Origin of the sequence: Alteromonas sp. W12 (genome assembly GCF_001924945.1) — a bacterium.
GTDB lineage: Bacteria > Pseudomonadota > Gammaproteobacteria > Enterobacterales > Alteromonadaceae > Alteromonas > Alteromonas macleodii.
In genome coordinates this window covers 1,023,131-1,045,568 of the sequence record NZ_LQXH01000001.1, presented here as the reverse complement: position 1 = coordinate 1,045,568, position 22,438 = coordinate 1,023,131, and the positions used below count along the sequence as shown (strand labels likewise).

Annotated in this window: 16 protein-coding genes; 3 read left to right on the top strand and 13 right to left on the bottom strand. The window is 44.5% G+C overall.

Features of this window, described 5'->3' with window-relative positions:
* Positions 1 to 86 precede the first annotated feature (86 nt).
* Positions 87 to 2,228 (bottom strand): phosphate acetyltransferase, encoded by a 2,142-nt coding sequence (pta, locus tag AWH61_RS04385; RefSeq protein WP_075176291.1) that lies wholly within the window; start codon positions 2,226 to 2,228, stop codon positions 87 to 89.
* Positions 2,229 to 2,272: 44 nt separating this feature from the next.
* Positions 2,273 to 3,454: an acetate kinase gene (locus tag AWH61_RS04380; RefSeq protein ID WP_014948987.1), complete on the bottom strand. Its 1,182-nt coding sequence runs from the start codon at positions 3,452 to 3,454 to the stop codon at positions 2,273 to 2,275.
* Positions 3,455 to 3,843: 389 nt separating this feature from the next.
* Between AWH61_RS04380 and AWH61_RS04375 the strand changes: the two genes are divergently transcribed.
* A complete protein-coding gene (locus AWH61_RS04375) occupies positions 3,844 to 4,293 on the top strand; it encodes an Hsp20 family protein (protein WP_014976128.1) in 450 nt (149 codons plus the stop codon).
* A gap of 101 nt (positions 4,294 to 4,394) precedes the next feature.
* On the opposite strand, the gene AWH61_RS04370 is transcribed toward AWH61_RS04375, so the two are convergent.
* From AWH61_RS04370 to dapB, 8 genes are all read right to left on the bottom strand, one after another.
* Positions 4,395 to 4,787 (bottom strand): DUF3224 domain-containing protein, encoded by a 393-nt coding sequence (locus AWH61_RS04370; protein ID WP_075176290.1) that lies wholly within the window; start codon positions 4,785 to 4,787, stop codon positions 4,395 to 4,397.
* A 91-nt stretch (positions 4,788 to 4,878) separates the two neighbouring features.
* Positions 4,879 to 5,418, bottom strand: a complete 540-nt coding sequence (locus AWH61_RS04365) for an NUDIX domain-containing protein (protein ID WP_014976126.1) — start codon at positions 5,416 to 5,418, stop codon at positions 4,879 to 4,881.
* A gap of 10 nt (positions 5,419 to 5,428) precedes the next feature.
* On the bottom strand, positions 5,429 to 7,279 hold the full coding sequence (locus tag AWH61_RS04360; protein WP_075176289.1) for a hypothetical protein: 1,851 nt from the start codon (positions 7,277 to 7,279) through the stop codon (positions 5,429 to 5,431).
* 125 nt (positions 7,280 to 7,404) lie between these two features.
* Complete coding sequence (locus AWH61_RS04355; RefSeq protein ID WP_075176288.1) at positions 7,405 to 8,175, bottom strand: methyl-accepting chemotaxis protein; 771 nt, start codon at positions 8,173 to 8,175, stop codon at positions 7,405 to 7,407.
* A 488-nt stretch (positions 8,176 to 8,663) separates the two neighbouring features.
* Positions 8,664 to 9,140, bottom strand: a complete 477-nt coding sequence (gene greA, locus AWH61_RS04345) for a transcription elongation factor GreA (protein ID WP_014948981.1) — start codon at positions 9,138 to 9,140, stop codon at positions 8,664 to 8,666.
* 117 nt (positions 9,141 to 9,257) lie between these two features.
* Entirely contained in the window at positions 9,258 to 12,479 is a 3,222-nt protein-coding gene (gene carB / locus AWH61_RS04340) for a carbamoyl-phosphate synthase large subunit (protein ID WP_075176286.1), read from the bottom strand.
* 13 nt (positions 12,480 to 12,492) lie between these two features.
* A complete protein-coding gene (gene carA, locus AWH61_RS04335) occupies positions 12,493 to 13,623 on the bottom strand; it encodes a glutamine-hydrolyzing carbamoyl-phosphate synthase small subunit (RefSeq protein ID WP_014948979.1) in 1,131 nt (376 codons plus the stop codon).
* 371 nt (positions 13,624 to 13,994) lie between these two features.
* Complete coding sequence (dapB, locus tag AWH61_RS04330) at positions 13,995 to 14,798, bottom strand: 4-hydroxy-tetrahydrodipicolinate reductase (RefSeq protein ID WP_014976121.1); 804 nt, start codon at positions 14,796 to 14,798, stop codon at positions 13,995 to 13,997.
* Positions 14,799 to 15,202: 404 nt separating this feature from the next.
* Between dapB and AWH61_RS04325 the strand changes: the two genes are divergently transcribed.
* Positions 15,203 to 15,886 carry a cytochrome b/b6 domain-containing protein gene (locus AWH61_RS04325; RefSeq protein WP_049586859.1) on the top strand — a complete coding sequence of 228 codons (684 nt, stop codon included), beginning with the start codon at positions 15,203 to 15,205 and terminating at the stop codon, positions 15,884 to 15,886.
* On the opposite strand, the gene AWH61_RS04320 is transcribed toward AWH61_RS04325, so the two are convergent.
* The 3 genes from AWH61_RS04320 to AWH61_RS04310 all read right to left on the bottom strand — a co-directional run bounded on the left by AWH61_RS04320 (position 15,887) and on the right by AWH61_RS04310 (position 22,137).
* Positions 15,887 to 17,791, bottom strand: coding sequence for a propionyl-CoA synthetase (locus AWH61_RS04320; protein WP_075176285.1), 1,905 nt, complete (start codon positions 17,789 to 17,791; stop codon positions 15,887 to 15,889).
* Positions 17,792 to 17,980: 189 nt separating this feature from the next.
* Positions 17,981 to 20,569, bottom strand: coding sequence for a bifunctional diguanylate cyclase/phosphodiesterase (locus AWH61_RS04315; protein WP_075176284.1), 2,589 nt, complete (start codon positions 20,567 to 20,569; stop codon positions 17,981 to 17,983).
* A gap of 305 nt (positions 20,570 to 20,874) precedes the next feature.
* Positions 20,875 to 22,137, bottom strand: a complete 1,263-nt coding sequence (locus AWH61_RS04310; RefSeq protein WP_075176283.1) for a hypothetical protein — start codon at positions 22,135 to 22,137, stop codon at positions 20,875 to 20,877.
* 101 nt (positions 22,138 to 22,238) lie between these two features.
* Between AWH61_RS04310 and AWH61_RS20085 the strand changes: the two genes are divergently transcribed.
* Positions 22,239 to 22,391 (top strand): hypothetical protein, encoded by a 153-nt coding sequence (locus AWH61_RS20085; RefSeq protein WP_155279855.1) that lies wholly within the window; start codon positions 22,239 to 22,241, stop codon positions 22,389 to 22,391.
* The last annotated feature ends 47 nt before the right edge of the window (positions 22,392 to 22,438 follow it).

Sequence of the window (22,438 nt, the reverse complement as noted above, 5' to 3'; positions counted from 1 at the left end):
GCGCTTACTTCAAATGAAGTAGCGCCGTTTTTGTTAGCAGCAACTACCTTACAACAGATAGGTAGTCTAATCTGTTAAATAGAACGTTAAACGTTACCTGCCGCCTGAATAGCAGTAAGTGCTATGGTAAATACAATATCGTCAACCAATGCACCGCGACTTAAATCGTTAACGGGCTTTCGCATGCCTTGCAGCATTGGGCCAATACACACTAGATCGAAGCTACGCTGTACCGCTTTGTAAGTGGTATTTCCGGTATTGAGGTCAGGAAAAACAAACACGTTTGCCTTACCAGCAACAGGGCTATTTGGTGCCTTGCTCTTGCCCACACTTTCGATAGCCGCTGCATCGTATTGAAGTGGACCATCAATAAGTAAATCAGGGCGAAGGCTTTGCGCAATTTTGGTCGCTTCTCTCACCTTTTCTACATCGCTTCCTGCACCTGACGAACCAGTGCTGTAGCTAATCATCGCAACCCGCGGTTCAATGCCAAACATTTGTGCAGATTCCGCAGATTGAATAGCAATATCAGCGAGCTGTTGAGCGTTGGGATCTGGGTTAATTGCACAGTCGCCGTAAACCAAAACTTGGTCAGGCAACAGCATAAAAAATACTGACGACACCAAAGACGCGTTTTCAGCGGTCTTTATTAACTGGAGCGCTGGGCGAATAGTGTTCGCAGTTGTATTTACTGCACCTGACACTAATCCATCCACGTCATCTTGCTGAAGCATCATCGTGCCCAGAGTTACGTTATCTTCTAACAACTCTTGGGCAACCACTTCCGTCACACCTTTATGGCCGCGTAGCGCCACTAAGCTCTCAACATAGTCTTTTTTAATGGCCGACGGCGAGAGAATCTCAACGCCTTCGCTCAGTACAACACCTTGCTGTTCTGCTACCCGCCTAATCTCAGTTTCATCGCCTAGCAATACAGGACGAGCAAGACCCCGCTTGGCACAAATAGAGGCCGCCACCACGGTTCTTGGCTCGTTTCCTTCAGGAAGCACAATGCGTTTATTTACCTGCCTTGCACGGTTTGTTAGGTAAAAACGAAACGCTGATGGAGAGAGTTTTTTCTGGCGCGACACTTTTTGGGTAAGTGAATTTACCCAACTTGCATCTAAACTTTCCGCAGTGTGAACCATCACCTTTTCAATGCGTTTACTGTCATCTACAGGTACTTCCTGATTAAAAGCGTGAAGTGCTTGTGCTGTTTGCCACGTATTGGAGTTTACCAGCATAACCGGTAAGCCCGTTTCCATGGCCTGGCTACACAACGCCATAATGTTTTCATCCGGCTGATAGCCGCCAGTAAGCAAGAGCGCGCCTAGCTTTGTGCCGTTTAATGCAGCTAAACAGCACGACACAAAAACATCGCCGCGATCACCCGACATTACAAGTAGCGCCCCCGGCTTTAAGGTGTGCGTCATGTTGTGAATTTCTCGCGCGCAAAACGTGACACTACTTAAACGCCGCTCAGCCAGTTCGCCTTCGTTTAACAAGCTAGCGTTAAGATGCTTCGCTACGTCGGTGGCGCGAGGAGATACTAAATCAGCGCTCCAGTCAATTGTGCCAAGTAGACTCAAGCCCTTTTTGAAAATAGGCAAATCACGTAACGCTTGGGTTCGCTCTTCGTCGTGCTCAGGGGCTTCTATTGCGCCAATATCAGCGCGTAAGCGACCATGTTCATCAAAAGGCGCGTTAACCTTGTTGAAGATACAGCCCACTACTTTTTGACTTTTGTGACCGCCATAGGTGTCTACAACGATTTCGAGGCGATGATTGATATCTGTGGTCGACTCATTTCCCGGCACAGCCACGAAAACGATGTCGGCATCAAGTGCCCGACTAATTTCTAAATTCAGGCGCTCTGCATAAGGATGATGGCGAGTTGTCACCAATCCTTCAATAACAGTAACAGCCTCTTGAACACTGCTTTCTTCAAACCGCTCGATGATCTCCTCTAAGAGCTCATCGGTGCTGTCGTTACTGATCATTCGCTCTACGTATTCAAGCTCGAAAGGCGTGATGGGCGACACACTGGCATGGTGCGCAATAATTGCTGTAGAGCGCTCTTCGCCGTTATCGCCTTTGCGTGGCTGTGCAACGGGCTTAAAGAAATTGAGCTTTATGCCTTGTTCCTCGATAGCACGAACAAGGCCCATGCTGACCGTAGTTAGGCCCACACTTGTGCCTACGGGGATCAACATAATTCTGCGAGACATAGTTACTCCTGCTTTTGCTAACGCGTTGGCGTTGCTTATATAATTTACGCGAAGGTTGCAGCTTCTGCGGCTATCACCCATTCTTCATTTGTAGGCACAACATAAACTGCCGTTGATGCGGTATCAGCGGTAATCTTTCCACCTTGACCAAATCGCGCGTCGGTATTTCTTTGCTCATCTAAGCTAATTCCAAAGTGGGCGAAATACCCCATAGTTGTCTCACGAATAAGCGATGAGTTCTCCCCTATTCCGCCTGTAAATACAATAGCGTCTAACGTGGGTACGGCTACCATATAACCCGCGATGTATTTAGCTAAGCGATAGCAAAAAATTTCAATGGCCAATAATGCACCTTCGTGACCTTCAAGCGCCGCATCTTCAAGGGTTCGACAGTCGTTACTCAGCTCTGAGATACCAAGTAATCCAGACTGTTTGTTCAGTAAATCACTTATCTCATCTGCGGTTTTGCCAAGCTTCTTCTGCAGCGTTCCCGGTAGACTCGGATCTAAGTCGCCACAGCGAGTGCCCATAACTAAGCCTTCAAGAGGAATAAAGCCAAGGCTCGTGTCTACCGCCACACCTTTTTCTATAGCCGACACACTGCAGCCATTGCCTAGGTGGGCACTGATAATGCTGGTATCTGAAACCGGCTTCTCAAGAATTTTTGCCATGCTATCAAGTATGAACTTGTGACTGGTTCCATGGAATCCGTAGCGTCTTATGCCGTGCTCGCGATAAAGCGACATGGGTAAAGCATAAATAAAGGCTTTTTGGGGTAAGGTTTGAAAGAAAGAAGTATCAAATACGACTACGTGAGGCAGGTCAGGGTAAGCCTCTTGCGCCGTGACGATCCCCTTTAGGTTCGCCATATTATGAAGCGGAGCCATGCTTGCATAATCTTCAATTGCTTTTAGTACGCTATCATCGACAAGTGCAGCCTGCTTAAACTTTTCACCACCATGAACAACACGATGCCCTATTGCGATAGGCTTAACGCCCGTACTAGCGATAACTTCTGAAATTGCGCTTAACGCTTCGGTATGGCCAGCTTTTTCAGGTAGTGCGCGTTTTTCTTTTTTGCCGTTTAACTTGTAAGACAAACTAGCATCACTATTACCTAGTGCTTCAGCAATACCAGACAGTCCAGCCTCTCCAGTGTCAGCGTCAATTATCGCGAACTTTACGGACGAACTGCCGCAATTTAAAACTATAACTTCTTTCTTCATTTTTTAAATTTACAAATAAAAGTGGTAAGACATTTTGCTTAACCAAATTGTAGCATTTATAAACAACCGGATTGGTTAAACAATTGCTAAATGTTTTATAAAAAACATCGCATACACTTATTGTATGTGAGTTTTTTTCTCAATATTTATTGAAAAGCACGCGATTCATTTCATGCCGTAAAAAAAGAAACAAATAAAACCAATAAATACATACACTTAAAATTAAATCCAAGTTTTTTGGAAAAAATATGCATTTTCTTTCTTGAAAAGTATTTGGGCCATTCCTATATATGTTTTGTCGGCGCTGAAAGGTCAGGTCGACAAAACCGCCGCCGCAGAGTCGGGGCATTTAAACTTTTAACATATTGCTTAATTTTGAGGATATGACTATGCGTACTATCGATCTATCTCCACTTTACCGTTCATTCATTGGTTCTGATCACCTAGCGTCATTAATTGATGCAGCATCTCGTGCTGAGAAGCAAAGTACCTACCCGCCGTATAACATAGAGTTACTTGGCGATGACAAGTATCGTGTAACCATGGCTATTGCCGGCTTTAGTAAAGACGACGTTTCTATTCAGGTTGAAGAAAACACGTTGACGATTACGGGCACGAAGAAAACGGAAGCGGACGATAAAGAAAGCAAAGAGCGTAAGTTCTTACACAAGGGCATTTCAGAGCGTAACTTTGAGCGTAAATTCCAACTTGGCGACCATGTAAAAGTGCTAGCTGCAGATATGGAAAACGGTCTGTTACACATCGATATGGAGCGAGTCATTCCTGAAGCCAAGAAGCCTCGTCAAATAGAGATTGGTTCTCGTTTAATTGAAAATTAATAGTTAGTTTCTTGGTTTGTTTCCCAACTTTTAGCGGCGCCTTTCGGCGCCGTTTTTTTTGGGCTTAAAAAAATCGCTTTTCGTTGGCGCTTACCCATTAATCAAGCGTTGTCGATTTCAATGGCGTAATCAGCTTTACCCGATTCACCAGACTTAAAGTTACCTCGAAGGTTTTTTCCCGTCAGTTCACCTGTAGCAGACCCTTCAATTGATATAAATTCGCTGCTTGCAACTCCATTCTCAAACTTACCGGCATGCTGAAAAGTAACCGTGCCGCGCATACCGTTTACTACGCCAACGAAGCTTTCAAACCCGGTAAATTTGGCAGACATCTGAGATTGATAAGACATCAAAAACTCGACATTAGATTCGCCACTCATTTCACCAGAATACACCTGCTTAATACTAGCGTGAGATACCTTAATTCCCTCCGATCTTTCACTAAGTGTGTCTTCGTCCCATTGAGTAATGGAAAAGCTTCCTTTGAACGCCATAAATATCTCTTTATAAATGGTTTTTAGTTATAAACTGTAAACCCTAGCTTCTCAGAAAGGAAAAAACAGTCAGCAAATTGTAACAGGGTGTTTAGATAATCCCCTTAAGCATGGCTAACCCCACTGCGTTACAGGTGCTTGCGTCCTTGATTTCTCCACGCTTTATTTTCTCCTTTAATTCATTTAAGGAGAGTGAAACAACGCGCAAGTCTTCTTCCTCAACATCGAGTTTTTGTGCGCCTTGGGTGAGGCCTTTAGCTACATAAATGTGATAACCCTGATTACAAAAACCGTATGCTAAATATTGAAAACCCACATATTCCATTGAATCTGCAGTTAAGCCTGTCTCTTCTTTAAGTTCACCTTTCGCCAATTCAACAGGGTCGACATCAGGGTTACTTTCCCATGCACCTTGAGGCAACTCAAGCTGGCGCTCTTTTATGGTATAGCGATATTGCTCAACCATGTAAACCGTATCGCCTTCTATCGGCAAAATAATAGCGAAGTCAGGCTTTTCCACCACCCCGTAAATGCCTTCGTTTCCACTGCTGCGTTGTATTTTGTCTTCTCTTACGCGAAGCCATTTGTTTTCGTACACAACTTTTGTATCTAGTGTTTTAATATCAGCCATGCCTCACTCCTCACTCACTGTCTTTTTCGTTTCGAAGAAAACCTGCACTTTCTTCCGTCTCTTTAAGTGTTAGACGATCGTCAGGGTTTTTATTAAACGCTCGGGTTTGTTGATTAACTTGATGAATGGTACTTGCATTGGCTAAGTCTGATTCATTAGTGATGGAAGCGATGGTCTCTCTACCGCGTAAGAATGCTTTAATTTCGTCGACGATTTCCTTCAATTCTCCGTCGTTTTTGTTCATTCCCATTACAAAGCGCGGGGCTTCCAGATTGTTCATACCGCTAGTGGCGAATATAGAAGTGTTAATTCGGCTAGTAATGATCCACGGTGTGATACTGCTTCTAACTACGACATTTTCAGACCGTGTAGAATCGTGAATTGCCATACCTGTTGAAACTCTAGACTCGGTATACGTGCCTTCGGTTTTCATGTACATAAGCAAAGAGTTAAAGTTCAGCTCGCCCCAAAACATGTGAGACGCGTTGTTTAAAATACTTCCTGCCGCTCTGAAAGTAAGCCAAGCGAATATCAGCATGAGCAAATTATTGACCATAGAAAAAGCATTGTTCAACAGTGCGCTGTTATCTACACCGATATTGATAACCAGATGTAGTAGCTCAGCGAGCTGTACGCCAGATGAGTAAAACAATACCGCGGCAACAACGACGGCAACTTGCGCAATGGCGCTCAGCGCTACTTTAGCCCCTCCGGGTAATGCCAACCCCTCACTGAGGGTTGGCTGAGTTTCTATCAGTAATTCCCCTTCGAAACTACCCTTCCCTTCAGCCTGCTCTTTAAGCTTAGGAACAAAGTCTGCGTATATTCTGTTTGGGACTTCCTTGTAACGACGGTTGGCAAGCACGATGTTTTCTATATTGATAAAAATCTCATTGGGATGAACAGACTCTTGCATGTTTGCTCGAAATTCGCTGACTTCAGTTTGTGGTGTCACTAAATCCATGCGCTTTTTAAGTAATGGAAATACAAGACCTATCACCACGCCGATACTGATGAAAAGGTATACAAAGTTCAGCCAAGCGCTAAAAAAAGCGTGTTCTTCAGACCAGGTTTTAAGTTCATTGATATTACTTCCCACCACACCATCGAGAAACACACCCGCACCAAGAGGAACGACAAGTGCTAATCCAATGATTACACCAATTGACAACCCTCCCGCTTTAGCAAGTTGCGAGTTTCCTTCGTTATGGATGCCCTTTGCCGTAGAGGTCCAGTTGGCAACAAAATAGATAAGCAATATCAAAGAAAGAACAGGCATAACGACAATTTTTGCGACTTCACCTGCAAAGCCATTACTTACTAAAAAATAGACGATGGCGTAGGTAACTAAGCCCACGATAAGTGTCGCCCCCATGGCTAAAATTTCTTGGGCAAGATGGCGTAGCGGGTAAGGTAAGAAAACAAGCTTAGGAAAAACGCTGTGAACTAGCCGAGCGAGCCAGCCTTTTGGCTCCTCAAAGGTAGTATTTCGTCTTCCCATAAGCATAGAGTGCAGTGATTCTTTTGAGTAAAGCAAGGATTTTTGCTCTGCCTGAGCAGCATCTTGTTCAGATTTTGAGAAGTTGTAGGCCAGTGAAGTGGGAACCGTTCTACCTACAAAAAAGCGCATAAGTTGAAGGATACCAACCGCCGTATGGCGTATTCCCGATACTACTAAAACAAAACCAACCGCTAGCAAGGTATAGCCTTTCACCTTGTTGGCTTCAAATATTGCCGGTACTGTGAAAACAACGTAAACCGCTAACAATAGCGTTAAGACACCCCCTAGTGTTCTAAGCGCTCCTTCTGTCTTAAATGGGTTCTTTATCCCTAGCGTCTGAGAACCAAAATCATAAGCCATGATGCATCCTTTCGAAAACAAAAGGAAAAATCATACTTAGTGTAAGTAGATTGAGCAATGATTTTAAGTAGAGCGCCCCGCCAGTCAGAGACTACAATTTTTTAAGCTCGAGCTATTTACCGTTCTTAATCTACGCTAAACCCCGCAATAGTGCGTTGCAGTAACTGGTTGTTGCGCTGCATTTCATCAGACAGCTCAGACAATTGTTGTCCAATGTGAAGTTCGTGCCGCGCCGCGTCCTCAACCGCTACTACATCTTTAGCTACCACTTCCGTGGTCACTGACTGTTGCGCGGCCGCAGACGACATATTATTCGCCATAAGCTCGAGCTCGCACGCTGCTTCTTTCACCTTTTCCGCAGTTTGCCGCCCTTCAATAGTTGTATTCATTGACGCTTCTATAGATACAACATTCTTGTTGATATCATCGACAACAATTACGCTGGCGTCCTTTAGGCTCACTAACAGCGTAGATATTTTATCTGACGATTCCCTGCTACTTTGTGCAAGCTTTCTTACTTCGTCAGCAACGACGGCAAAGCCTCGGCCATGCTCCCCTGCTCTAGCAGCTTCAATTGCTGCATTAAGTGCGAGAAGATTAGTTTGGTCGGAAAGGGTATTGATAGTTTCCAGTATATTTCCTATTTCGCTGACTTTCATTTCCATTTGAGCGGCATTAGATTGAACATTTCGAATATCATCAGAAAGCACTACCATGCTCTTTCGTATATTGTCGTTGGCTAAGAGCGAATGGTCAGCTAAACGATCTAGGCTTTGACTCGCATTAAGCGTTGCCAACGAAGAACTGGCAATCTCACGGCTTGTTACCGCCACCTCTTCAACCGCCGATGCAATATTAGTGGTGAGTTGCTGAGTACTCCCAGCGTCACCTAGCATTTCAGCGCACGCCGTTTCTAAATTGTTTGATAATCGAGAGCTTGTGCTTATCGACTGGCCTAACCCCCGAATAAGGTCACGTAAAGCTAAGATGGTTGTGTTAACAGTACGAGATGCATCACTTCTTTCGAAGCAACGGATTAATGAAAAGGTGATAAAACCGATACATCTACAACTGGTTCCAGAGCTAAGTATAGGCCTCTTTGTAAAAGCGCTGGATTTTTATACTAAAAATCGCATGTATTTTGGGATAGGAAAACGCAAAAGTGAGCTAACGGGACAGCGTCATCACTTAATTTTATTCTTAAAGTACGAGCGCAGCAGGAACTGGGCTAACCGTTGAGTTCAATCAATGCTTATTAAACAACAATACACAGGCAAGAAAATTAAAAAACGCTTTGGCTTAACAGATTACAAATCCATGATCGGATTCAGAAGTTTTGTGACGGAAAATATAGCCAGCAGAAGGACTCTGCTGGCTAGCGTAGTTAGATATATTCTACTTCGATGATTTCAACTTCAACTGCGCCGGCTGGCGTTTGAATCGTTACCATGTCATCAAGCTCTTTGCCTATTAGACCACGAGCGATAGGTGAATTAACCGAAATCAAGTTGTTCTTAATATCAGCTTCGTCATCACCAACAATACGGTAGGTGGTTTCTTCATCGGTATCGACGTTTAGAATGGTTACGGTAGTACCGAAAATAACCTTACCCGTATTTTCCATTTTGGTAACGTCGATAATCTGTGCATTTGATAGCTTGCCTTCAATATCTTGAATGCGGCCTTCACAGAAGCTTTGCTGCTCACGGGCCGCGTGATACTCAGCATTTTCTTTTAAGTCACCATGTTCACGTGCTTCGGCAATAGACTCGATAATACGTGGGCGTGTTTTGGTTTTTAGCTCATTTAATTCGTCACGCAGCATTTGAGCGCCGCGCGCTGTCATTGGATACTGACTCATGAATACCGTCTCACTTAGCTAGTAATTTAAACAGAAAAGTGCGCCGCGAAGGCGCACTTTTTATTCGTTCACACAAATGTAATATTGCTAGGATACCTCGTATCCTAGCGTATGTCATTAGTGTTTGAGTCTAGCGTGTAGTTCTTGAACTGACGCCACTTTATTGCGGTCATCAGCAGACTTAGCACGGATAGTTGCGAACGCTGCGTTCATTGTCGTGGTGTAGGTTACCTTGTTTAGCAAGGCTTCACGACGAATGTACACTGAGTCGGTGATGGCTTGACGACCTTCTGTTGTATTAATCAAATACGCGTATTCGCCATTTTTGATTGCATCAACAATATTAGGGCGGCCTTCAGACATCTTATTAACCACAGTACTCATGATGCCTGCATCATAAAGCTCGGTAGCTGTACCGCGGGTAGCTTCAATGCTGAAGCCCGCTTCAACCAACGCTTTTGCCAGAGCAATCATACGAGGCTTGTCGGTATCACGTACTGAAATAAGCGCTTTACCTTGCTTAGGTAGTGGCGCACCCGCACCTAAGTTAGCTTTAGCATAGGCTTCTTCGAAGGTATCGCCAACGCCCATTACTTCACCCGTTGAGCGCATCTCTGGGCCTAGCAGTGGATCAACACCTTGGAACTTAGCAAATGGAAGCACCACTTCTTTCACAGAGTAGAAAGGTGGAATCACTTCTTCTGTTACGCCCTGCTCGGCTAGGCTCACGCCAGCCATTACACGTGCTGCAACTTTAGCAAGAGGTACACCCGTTGCCTTAGAAACGAATGGAACGGTACGTGCTGCACGAGGGTTAACCTCGATTAGGTATACTTCACCATCTTTAATCGCAAACTGTGTGTTCATCAGACCGACTACGCCAAGTTCAAGCGCCATGGCTTTAACTTGTTCGCGCATGACATCTTGAATCTCTTTTGAAAGCGAGTGTGGAGGTAATGAACACGCAGAGTCACCAGAGTGAACACCCGCTTGTTCAATGTGTTCCATGATGCCGCCAATCACTACGTCTTTACCGTCGCAAATAGCGTCGATATCAACTTCAATAGCATCATCCAAGAAACGGTCTAGCAATACTGGCGCGTCGTTGGACACTTTAACCGCTTCATTAAGGTAACGCTTAAGATCTTTGAGGTCATACACGATTTCCATCGCACGACCACCTAGCACGTAGCTTGGACGAACCACTAGCGGGAAGCCAATCTCTTCAGCCATAGTTAGCGCTTGCTCAACGTTAGTTACCGTGGCATTCGCCGGCTGCTTGAGGTTAAGCTTGTTCACCATTTGCTGGAAGCGCTCACGGTCTTCGGCACGGTCAATCGCTTCTGGTGAGGTACCGATAACCGGTACACCCGCCGCCTCTAGAGCACGGGCAAGTTTAAGTGGCGTTTGACCACCATACTGCACGATAACGCCTTTAGGCTGCTCTTTAGCAACGATTTCAAGTACATCTTCCAACGTTACTGGCTCGAAGTACAGACGGTCTGATGTGTCGTAGTCGGTAGATACTGTCTCAGGGTTACAGTTAACCATAATGGTCTCGTAACCGTCTTCACGCATTGAAAGCGCCGCGTGAACACAGCAGTAGTCGAACTCAATACCTTGACCAATTCGGTTTGGACCGCCGCCCAAAACCATGATCTTGTCTTTGTCAGTTGGCGCTGCTTCACACTCTTCGTCATACGTTGAGTACATGTAAGCTGTACTGGTAGAGAATTCTGCTGCACAAGTATCTACACGCTTGTAGACAGGAGAAATACCAAAGTCACGACGAGTTTCACGAATATCGCTTTCTGCCACTTTGGTTAGCTCAGCAAGACGCGCATCAGAGAAGCCTTTACGCTTAAGTGCGCGCATAAAGTCAGCATCAATACCTGGTAAACCAAGCTCTGCTACTTTAGCTTCAAGAAGAATAAGATCTTCAAGCTGTACAAGGTACCAGCGGTCGATATTGGTAAGGTTAAATACCTCTTCAACCGTCATGCCCATACGGAATGCATCACCGATGTACCAAATGCGCTCTGCACCAGGCTGACGAAGTTCATAAACCACTTTATTGCGTGATTCAGGGTCTTCAAGGTCAACCATTGGGTTAAGGCCTGTCGCACCTACTTCAAGACCGCGAAGGGCTTTTTGCAGTGATTCTTGCTGGTTACGGCCAATGGCCATCACTTCACCTACCGACTTCATTTGAGTAGTCAGTCGGTCGTTAGCACCGGCAAACTTCTCAAAGTTAAAGCGTGGGATCTTAGTCACTACGTAGTCGATAGACGGCTCGAAAGATGCTGGCGTTAGGCCACCTGTTATGTCGTTTGCTAATTCATCTAGCGTATAACCTACCGCAAGTTTCGCTGCTACTTTCGCAATTGGGAAACCTGTTGCTTTCGAAGCAAGCGCTGATGAACGCGATACGCGAGGATTCATTTCGATGATTACTACACGACCAGTTTTCGGATCTACACCGAACTGTACGTTTGAACCACCGGTTTCAACACCAATCTCGCGCAGTACAGCCATCGCTGCATTACGCATTAGCTGGAATTCTTTGTCAGTCAGGGTTTGTGCTGGAGCAACTGTGATTGAGTCGCCGGTATGCACGCCCATAGGGTCGAAGTTTTCGATAGTACATACAATAATGCAGTTATCTGCTTTATCGCGTACTACTTCCATTTCATACTCTTTCCAACCTAGCAACGATTCATCGATAAGAAGCTCGTTGGTAGGAGAAAGGTCTAAGCCACGGTGACAAATTTCATTAAATTCATCAATGTTGTACGCGATACCGCCGCCGGTTCCACCCATGGTGAAAGACGGACGAATGATACAAGGGAAGCCGATGCGGCTTAGTACATCGTGCGCTTCATCCATGCTGTGCGCGATTTCCGCACGTGGACATTCAAGGCCGATGTTTTTCATTGCTTTGTCAAAGCGCTCGCGGTTTTCTGCTTTATCGATTGCATCTGCCGTTGCACCGATGAGCTCACAACCGAACTCTTCAAGTACGCCGTGCTTGTCTAGCTCTAGCGCACAGTTAAGCGCAGTTTGTCCACCCATTGTAGGTAAGATGGCATCTGGACGTTCTTTTTCAATGATCTTGCGAACTACTTCCCAGTGAATAGGCTCGATATAAGTCGCATCTGCCATTTCTGGGTCGGTCATAATGGTTGCTGGGTTAGAGTTAACCAAAATAACACGGTAGCCTTCTTCTCGAAGGGCTTTACACGCTTGCGCGCCTGAATAATCGAATTCACAAGCCTGGCCGATAACAATAGGGCCAGCACCAATGATAAGAATACTTTGTATGTCGGTACGTTTTGGCATAGCGGGCTAATTCCTACTGCTTGTGTTGTTCAATAAGTTCGATGAAGTGGTCGAATAACGGTGCCGCTTCATGAGGACCTGGGCTGGCTTCAGGGTGACCCTGGAAGCTGAACGCAGGCTTGTCGGTGCGGTGAATACCCTGCAGCGACTTGTCGAACAACGAAATGTGAGTTACTTCTAGGTTATCTGGCAAGCTAGACTCATCAACTGCAAAACCGTGGTTTTGGCTAGTGATCATAACTACATTGCGCTTAAGGTCTTTAACCGGGTGGTTTGCACCGTGGTGACCAAACTTCATCTTCACTGTCTTCGCACCACTTGCGATAGCAAGTAGCTGGTGACCAAGACAAATACCAAATACAGGCGTACCGGTTTCGACGATAGTTTTGATTGCGGTTACTGCGTAGTCACATGGCTCTGGGTCGCCCGGGCCATTTGACAAAAATACACCATCAGGATTCATGGCTAGTACGTCTTCAGCAGGCGTTTGCGCTGGTACTAACGTAACTTTACAACCGCGGTCAGCTAACATGCGAAGAATATTATTTTTAACACCGTAGTCAAAAGCAACAACGTGATATTTGAACTCGCTTGGTGTTACATAACCTTTACCAAGTTCCCAACTGCCTTCTGTCCATGTTTTTGGCTCAGTAATACTTACTACTTTTGCCAAATCCATGCCTTTAAGACCAGGGAAAGCTTTTGCTTGCGCTAGTGCGCTAGACTCGTCTAATTCATCAGAGCAAATAATGCAGCCGTTTTGTGCACCTTTGTCTCGCAAGATACGCGTTAAGCGACGTGTATCAATGTCGGCAATACCCACAACGCCTTTCGCTTTAAGGTATTCAGACAAAGTTTGCTGTTGACGAAAGTTACTAGCAACAAGAGGTAGGTCACGGATGATTAGACCTTTCGACCAGATTTTATCTGCTTCGACGTCTTCTTCGTTAGTGCCGGTGTTGCCAATGTGTGGATAAGTAAGGGTGATGAGTTGTTCAGCGTAGGATGGGTCGGTGAGAATTTCTTGATAGCCGGTCATGGAAGTATTAAAAACGACTTCCCCAACGGCGGAGCCTGTAGCGCCTATCGCCGTACCTTTAAAAACAGAACCATCCTCTAACACCAAAAGGGCAGAATTAGCCAAGTCAACCTCCAGATTAAGGATAACTATGTGTTTGTGCAGTTTTCTGCACAAACCCCACAAAAAACGGGAGTTATTGATAACAATACATCCCGTTTTACGATCTTTGCAGCTAATAAAACCGCACTCTTCAGCCATTTTGGCGGCCTCAGAATACGAAATTCTGGCAAATTCCGGCGAGTATACATCACTGACCGAAAATGGCAAATTTATTTGTAATAATTTACTAAAATACCGCTTATACCACCATTTTTGCGCAGAACCACCGAAAGTACGGCTTATTGCTCATTTAAAGTGCAACTTTAGTTTAACACTTTGATAACGCCCTCAAGCTCGCCTGCTAATTTAGCTACAGCATGCTGGCATAAAAACGCCTATAGCTTTAAATCAAGTACATCAACCATGGAGTATAGACCAGGTTCTTTTCCATACAACCACTTCGCTGCATGCACTGCGCCTTTCGCAAAAGTAAGTCGACTTGATGCCTTGTGCGTAATCTCCAGGCGCTCACCAATATCTGCAAATAAGGCTGTGTGTTCACCGACGATGTCTCCGGCTCGAATTGTTGCGAAGCCAATAGTACCTTGGTCGCGTTCAGGCTCTTTTCCTTCTCTGCCGTATACAGCGCAGGTTTTTAAATCACGGCCCAATTCGTCGGCAATGGCTTCACCAATGGCCATGGCTGTACCAGAAGGCGCATCTTGTTTAAATCTGTGATGTGCTTCTGTTATCTCGATGTCAGCCGTTTCACCCAGCACACTTGCAGCTTGTCGAACTAGGGAAAGCATTAAATTTACGCCCACACTGTAATTAGCCGCAAACACGATAGGTATATGCTTTGCTGCTTCGTCGAGTGCCGCCAACTGTGAATCGTTTAATCCAGTAGTTCCAATAACAACAGGCATTTTATTTTTAACGCACCACGTAAGATTACTTTCAATAACTGAAGGCAGAGTGAAGTCGATCATTACATCTGCATCATTACCACTTAAATCTGATAGCGCAGTACAATCAACGTCTTTTTTGCCAATGCCTGCAAGTTCGCCTACATTTAGTCCAACCCAAGGTGAATCATCGCGTACCGTTGCCACGCTAAGTTGTGCATCGTCACTTAAATCTAGCGCTTCAACTAAAACCCGTCCCATACGCCCGTTGGCGCCAAATAATCCTACTTTCATTTTTTCGTTTTACACTTTTTTAAACCTTCAACTGTGAGGCATTTTGCCAAATGCCGTCACTATTGCAATGTGAGATTCATATTAAATAGGCATAACAAGGAATCGGTAAGATTTAACCACTACCAATCTGCATAGTCCTTTGCCAAAACTTCAGGCTCGGATGTAAAAAAAATTCAGTACACGATGCTTAGGACATGTTGAGCTTTACTGCGCATTTTTGATGTAAAGATCAACATGTCCTAATTGCGACACTAAGACAAACAGAGGTTTTCTGCCGTTGGGCCTACTTGTTTTATAGAGTAAGTTAAGCGACGCTATGTCAATTAACAGATGACCGAGTACTTATGCGTCACCGCTGAACGGCGAGTGTGGATAAGTCAGAATACAACCCAACTAAATTTACTATGCAAAAAACTCTTATATGGGATATTCCCACCCGGCTTTTTCACTGGCTTATTGTAGCGAGCCTTTTAGCGCAATATGCAACAGTAGAATGGCTTGAAAACAAAGTGCAATGGCACTTTTACATTGGGTACTTCACCTTATTCCTTATCGTTTTCCGCATAATCTGGGGATTTGTTGGTACGCAACACGCCAAGTTCAGTAGCTTTATTACTGGTCCCAGAAAGGTTTTCAATTATATAAAAACCTTATTTAATAGGCAGTCCGAACCCGCTATTGGCCACAACCCTTTAGGCGGATGGTTTGTGGTCGTTATGCTAGTGTTGCTTGCCATACAAGCGGTATCGGGATTGTTCATGACCGATGATATTTTCTTAGACGGTCCCTATCGCCAGCTAGCCGGAGAAGAAACACTAGCGCTAATGAACACTCTGCATCACCTTGCCTTTGATGTGTTACTTTACGTTATCGCACTTCATATAGGCGCGGTAATATTTTACAGCGTGTATAAGAAGCAAAAATTGGTTCCCGCCATGGTGCATGGCAATAAGGAGTCAGCAACAGCAGGTATTACTGACTCGCGAATTCTACGTGCTTTTGTTGTGGCGCTCATCGCCGCAGCAGCTGTATATGTGGCTATTGAAGTATACCCGCCAGCCCCACAGGCAGATGAATATTACTACTAGCTAAACAGCCGTGGGCTTGTTGACCAAGCCCTTCTCTCGCATGAGCGTCTCAATCTCACTTACGCTTGACGGATCATCGATGGTTGAGGGTACGGCAACAGATTCATTGGCTGCAATTTGACGCAGCAGTTTTCGGAGTATTTTACCTGACCGTGTTTTGGGTAAACGATTGACGACGATGGCTCGCTTAAAGCACGCCACTGGCCCAATTTTATCACGAACCCGTTGAACCAAATCTTGTTCAAGTGCCTGTTCATCAACGGTAACGCCGTCTTTTAGCAGTACCAAGCCAACTGGCAATTGCCCTTTCAGTGCATCATGGATGCCTATTACACTACATTCAGCAATGGCAGGATGTCCTGCAAGCACTTCTTCCATTTCACCGGTAGATAACCGGTGCCCGGCAACGTTTATGACATCGTCGGTGCGACCCATAATAAATACGTAGCCATCTTCATCTACGTACCCGTTATCTCCGGTACTGTAATACCCTTCGAATTCTCGTAAATAGCCATCGACAAACCGTTGATGGTCTTGCCAAATCGTTGTCAAACAACCTGGGGGAAGCGGTAACTTGATAGCAATAGCGCCTTTTTCACCGGTTACTTGCTGTTCATCAGCACCTTGCAATACCTTTACGTTAAACCCAGGTGTAGGCACGCTTGATGAACCGGGTTTCGTAGCCATTGGCTCAAGCCCCATCGGGTTTGAACAAATTGGCCAGCCAGTTTCGGTTTGCCACCAATGGTCGATAACAGGAACACCTACTTTCTCGCTCGCCCAGAAATATGTTGGCGGATCTAGACGTTCACCCGCCATAAATAAGGTACGCAAGCTCGACGTATTGTATTTAGATAAAAACTCAGCATCAGGGTCCGCTTTTCGTATCGCTCTAAATGCTGTTGGAGCTGCAAAAAGCACATTCACTTTGTGAGACTCTATCATACGCCAAAATGCACCGGCATCAGGAGTGCCAATGGGCTTTCCTTCGTACAGTACCGTCGTTGCGCCTTTTATGAGCGGGCCATAGACAATATATGAATGACCGACCACCCAACCAACATCCGATGCAGCCCAAAAAATATCGTCCTCACTAATACCGTAAATCGCGCCCATTGAATAATGAAGAGCAACCGCGTGCCCGCCATTATCTCGAACGACTCCCTTGGGTTTACCGGTTGTACCTGAAGTATAAAGAACATAAAGCGGGTCAGTTGCATCGACGGCAACAGGAGAAGCTGGCACGCTAGCTTCAACCAGAGAGAGCCAATCGTGGTCAGTTGCTTCATTTAACTCAGCAATTAGCTGAGGGCGTTGATACAACACGCATGCCTGTGGTTTGTGCTCTGCCAATGATATTGCTTCATCAACAAGAGGTTTGTACGGTAGAACTTTATTGCCTTCAATGCCACATGACGCAGTAACAATAACTACCGGTTTTGCGTCATCTATTCGTACTGCAAGCTCATTTGCGGCAAAGCCACCAAACACCACAGAGTGCACAGCCCCCAAACGAGCGCAAGCAAGCATCGCGATCACTGCTTGCGGGATCATGGGCATGTAGATAATCACGCGGTCGCTTTTCGTCACACCCAAGCGGGATAAGCCGCCTGCGAACTCGGCAACACGGTTCAGTAGCTCTTTGTAAGTAAAGTGCTGAGTGGTTTGTGTAACAGGTGATTCATAAATAAGCGCGGTTTTATCGCCACGACCATTTTTTACGTGATGATCTAGCGCTAAATAGCTGGTGTTAAGCTGCCCTCCCCTAAACCAGTCGAAGTAGCCATTATCTGTAGGTTGGCATCCTTTTTGAGGAGGTTGAAACCACGCTAGCTTTTGTGCTTGTTCTAACCAAAACTCATCGGGGTGCTGGGTCGAGGCAATATATTCATCTTTATAAGTCATAACCATGTCCTGAGTAGGGTTTATCTTCACCCTACGATAGTTACATGACATCTACTAATAAGACTTCAGGCGTAGATCGACTAACAAATTGATTTACATAAATTTAAACTTTACCTCCCTATTTGATAACAAGAGGTACCGAAGCGGTTGTTTCAACGCATACTTGAATAAGCCCTCGACTGCGTAAGGTTAACTACCTTCTTTATATTGCTTCTCACTAATTTTACTTTTCCAATCATCTACACTCATGGGTTTATCTAAGTAATATCCCTGAAATGCTCCGCAACCACATGCCTTAGCTTGATCTAATTGACCCGTTGTCTCTATTCCCTCAGCTACGGTATTTATGTGTAACGCTTTGGCCATGTTGCAAATACTTGTAACCAATAATGTTTTTTCCTGCGAGCCTTCCATCGCTTCGACAAATACTCTGTCTACTTTCAGTTCGGTAATTGGCAAATCTTGAAGATAATTTAAATTTGAGTCACCAAGGCCAAAATCGTCGATAGACAAACTAAACCCTTGTTCCGCTAACTCTCTAACGCGACGTTGAATAACGCTCACCCCTCTTATCAATGCACCTTCAGTGAGCTCTAGAGTTAAATTTTTGTGTGACACGCGCCACTTATTTACTATTGCGACGAACTTCTTCACAAAATCAGCTCGCGCTAAGTGCTTTGCACTGATATTAACAGACAACTTAGTGTTAATTTTCTTTGACTGGCATTCACTAAGTAACCCGCAGGCTTCGTTACACACCCACAGCCCGAGTTCAGCAATAAAATCATTCTCTTCGGCAATAGGAATGAATTCAGAAGGGCTTACTGTACCCATATGAGGATGCTTCCACCTTAACAACACCTCTGAGCTTATAACGTTCTTCGTTGCATCGTATTGAGGTTGAAGCTCAATATATAACTCGTTGTTAGAAATAGCCCTGCTCAGAGAGTGTTTAATGTAATTGTACCGCTCGATATCAATTGCATTAACATGAAAATACTCGTGCTCCGACTTAAAAGTAGAAGTATTTTTTACCTCTCTTAAAGGTTTTCTCGACAATAGTTCTTTTATCTTTTTAAACGAAAAATGCTTCGTTGGAACCGTGCAACTTATGGTTTGCGTTTCAATATTTAAGAGGCTGTTGTGCAGGGTTATTGGCGCTAGCACGTGATCGTGGATAAGAATAGCGCAATCGTGTGCAGCATTTAGAGACTGTGCTTCTTCACTAAAATATTGATGAAGATGAATATAAAAAGCACCTCTCTCACATTTGAATATACTGGCTGAATTGCGCTTGTTAATTTCGAATATGCGAATGAAGCGACTGGCCAAAATTCTCAGAATATAGTCTATCGTTGGCTCCCCAAACGCATTTTCGTATTCTTTTATGTTACAGATAGCAACGCGCATAAACGTGGCAAATGGTTTTGATGACTTGTCGTCATGAGCTTTATCGCCAAGGTATCGCTCAAATTGGTGTAAGTTCGGAAGACCTGTCACCGTATCGATTAAAGCGAGTTGTTTGTAATGCTCAATTTCGTGGTTTTGATTAGTGATATCGCGCACTGAGGCGATAATTAATTGTTGATTATGTACAGAGCATTTCGACAAATTAACTTCACAGGCAATACGTTTACCACTTTTATGGCGAAGACATTCGTTTACCGAGCCATTTTCGCTACACCATGCTAAACCCGCTGGTATGTTTATGAAACAAGAAGGCGCATCGGTATTTTGCACCTTGGTTGATATTAATTTTATATCTTGCCCAATCAGCTCTTCGGGCTCAAAGCCTAATACAGAATAAACGCGTTCATTTGCAGTTAGAATAGTGCCATGTTCATCTATGCTTAACACCACGCTATCCACATTATTCAATAAACTGGTCAGATAATCTGTGTAGTTATGTTGTGAATCCGATAGACGCTGTATTTCCGTTTCATCCTGCACTGCGCCATAAAGCCGGGTTAATTTAATTCCGCTAGCATTTCCTCGCTGAACCTGTAAGAACACGGTTAGTTTTATACTTTTTCTGCGACCTTGCTTGTCGTGAAATTCAAAGTGCTTTACGAACTCTCTATCTTCTTTAAGCGCTTTAAAAACGCGCTGCTTTAAGTCTCTTCTATCACTCGAGGTAAGCATATCGAGCACTTCATTAAGGCCGACGCTTTTTACACGAGGTAAGCCTAATAAGGCTTTCATCACCTCAGTCAGAGAAAGTACGCCTGTGAATCTGTCAATCTCCCACGCGCCCACTTTAGAAATTGAACTCACCTCTTCTAACAAGGCAAGCTGTTCGGATAACTTGTCTGAATAGGGATGACGCGCCAGCTCGTATTGGTAACTAAGCTCTACTTTTTGGCGCGTAATATCTATCAATGTGTGTTGTAGAGGGCTCAATACACAGTGACGTACAAAAGTGAGAACAACACCCATTACTTCATTTTGCATATCTCGCACGGTAGCAACTACTACATAGCTATCAGCATAATGTTCGAGTGAAGGGGGAAAGATAAAATCTTTGCAAGGTATTGGAGCGCTCAAAGGTGTAAGCGGGAGCATGAGCAATACATGTGAAGGAAAAACAACACTCTCGGCTTCTAATGATAGGTGGTTTACGTCGCAAGATAATACCGTTGCTCTTCCATTGCTAGGGTTTACCGAGGCAAGTAATATACACAGAGCCTCTGTTTTCGTTCGACTTTCATTGAGCAACACAGAAATGTTTTGCTGTGTTGTGCGCATGGTTGACAACATGCGTTCACTGCGTAAATCCATCTAAGCAAACCTTTTGATATCTCTTCGAATTCAGCACAAACGATAGCAGCACGACAATAAAAGGATGAAAAGTTGTGTCGTGGTTTAAGCGCTTTACAAGTTTTGCTGTTTCAGTTGTCTACGAGCTGTTTTATATTTTTTAAAAGCAGGACCTGCGAAGATTGGGTACCTAAACGCGTACCTTCAGTCGAAGAAAATTATCGCCAAGCCTGAGTGTTTAACATAGCCAAGAATTGTACAAATTTCCAGCAAAAACCCGTTGAAACGTTTCGAACCCGTGGAAAGTTCTTATTATTACGAATTAACTATTTGAAATCCGGGATAGTACTTGCGAGCTCTTTTATCTGAACAGGATCTAACACTACTGAGCTTAGCGCGCTAGAAACAGTTTGCGTGGGAAGTGGTGTATTTTTGCTAAAAAATTCACGGTCACGCAGCTTGAATTTACGCGTTATTGTCGGATACAAGTAATTTTCTGTCAGCCAAAGGACTGCCGCTACTTCTGGACCCGCCGCCATAAGCCCCGCAGCAAAAAAGCCTACGCCAATAGCGACCCTCGCGACTGCAGATTCCGATTGCTTTTCACCAAACAACGATGACAACTGCTTCGAATAGGCACGAGCCTCAGCAGTTAAACACTCTTCTGTACCTTGCCCAGAAAAATAGTCATCTTGAGCTTGACGGTATGCTCTCAACTGTTTGCCGACATCGCTAAACGGAGATACTAGTTCCGCCCATTTTGGCCCGCTATTCATTGATATATTTTGCGGTACACGCAATCCGGGTATTGAAACGTGCTGCATTTGTAACTCTTGATCTACTTTGGATAAATCAGCAAACGCTGAGCTAAACCGTGTTTCGACCAAAATTTGCTGTTTCGACAAAGACGTCTGGCTGCCCAAGCAAACACCGAAATTGTAGTGATACGCCTCACAGGCCAGGTGCATCATAGCTAAACGCCCTTGATGGTTATCAGCTAAGCACTCAGTGACCGCAGACTCCCAACGGGTTCGGGTAGCCTCTTTGTCGTATCGATTTGATTGTTCATACAAATCAAACACTCGTCGCCACTGGTCATGACTGACACTGCCAATTGATAAGTCTTCTGGTGTGCGTTCAGCCAACCGCATGATCATTTGATCAAAGCCATGACTGATGTGTTTTTCTGGCCAAGGTATAAAATTATCCGTTTCTTCTAACAGTGGCTGCCACTTACGTAATTCTCGCTTCAAACTTGGCCATTCGGCAGAATTTTTCAAAACGTTGAAACTGGCAACACCTTGATCCGCCATTTTCTCTGGTAAGGAGACTAAATCGGCGTTCCGCGATAAGATCCTTACAAAACCTTGCTCGATTAGTGACGTGAGCGGAGAACAACTGGGGTTTAGAATAGCTTGCCTTGCCGCACTATTATTAAGTAAATACCCATCATTGATAAGTATCTTCTCTCCTAATATAGCCTTCCTCACTAGCAATTGATTAAAGTAGTTTATATCAGCGTCGAATTGCCAAGGAAAACGCTCTACAACATCGTCCAGTGTACCTACATACGTTAGCGAGGGTCGCATCTTATCTCCATATTAAAAATCTGTTGTTAAGCACTTATGAATATACCACAGCGTATGGGCCTTAACGATGTACTCTCGTAGACACGTTCTACAAGGCTATAATGAAGTCAATTTCTGAGGTGGCTAAGTGTGTGGCGATGCCTGATGCTTATTACCTACAAAGCCCTGGACGAAAAAGTACACTACTGTTTGAGGAAGGTTGCGAGTCTGCGCTTCAGCGCCACTCTCAATTTATCTGTATGATTGAATTATAAAATACTAATTAACACATCGAAGTACTAATCGAGGTTTTGGGTCAGTA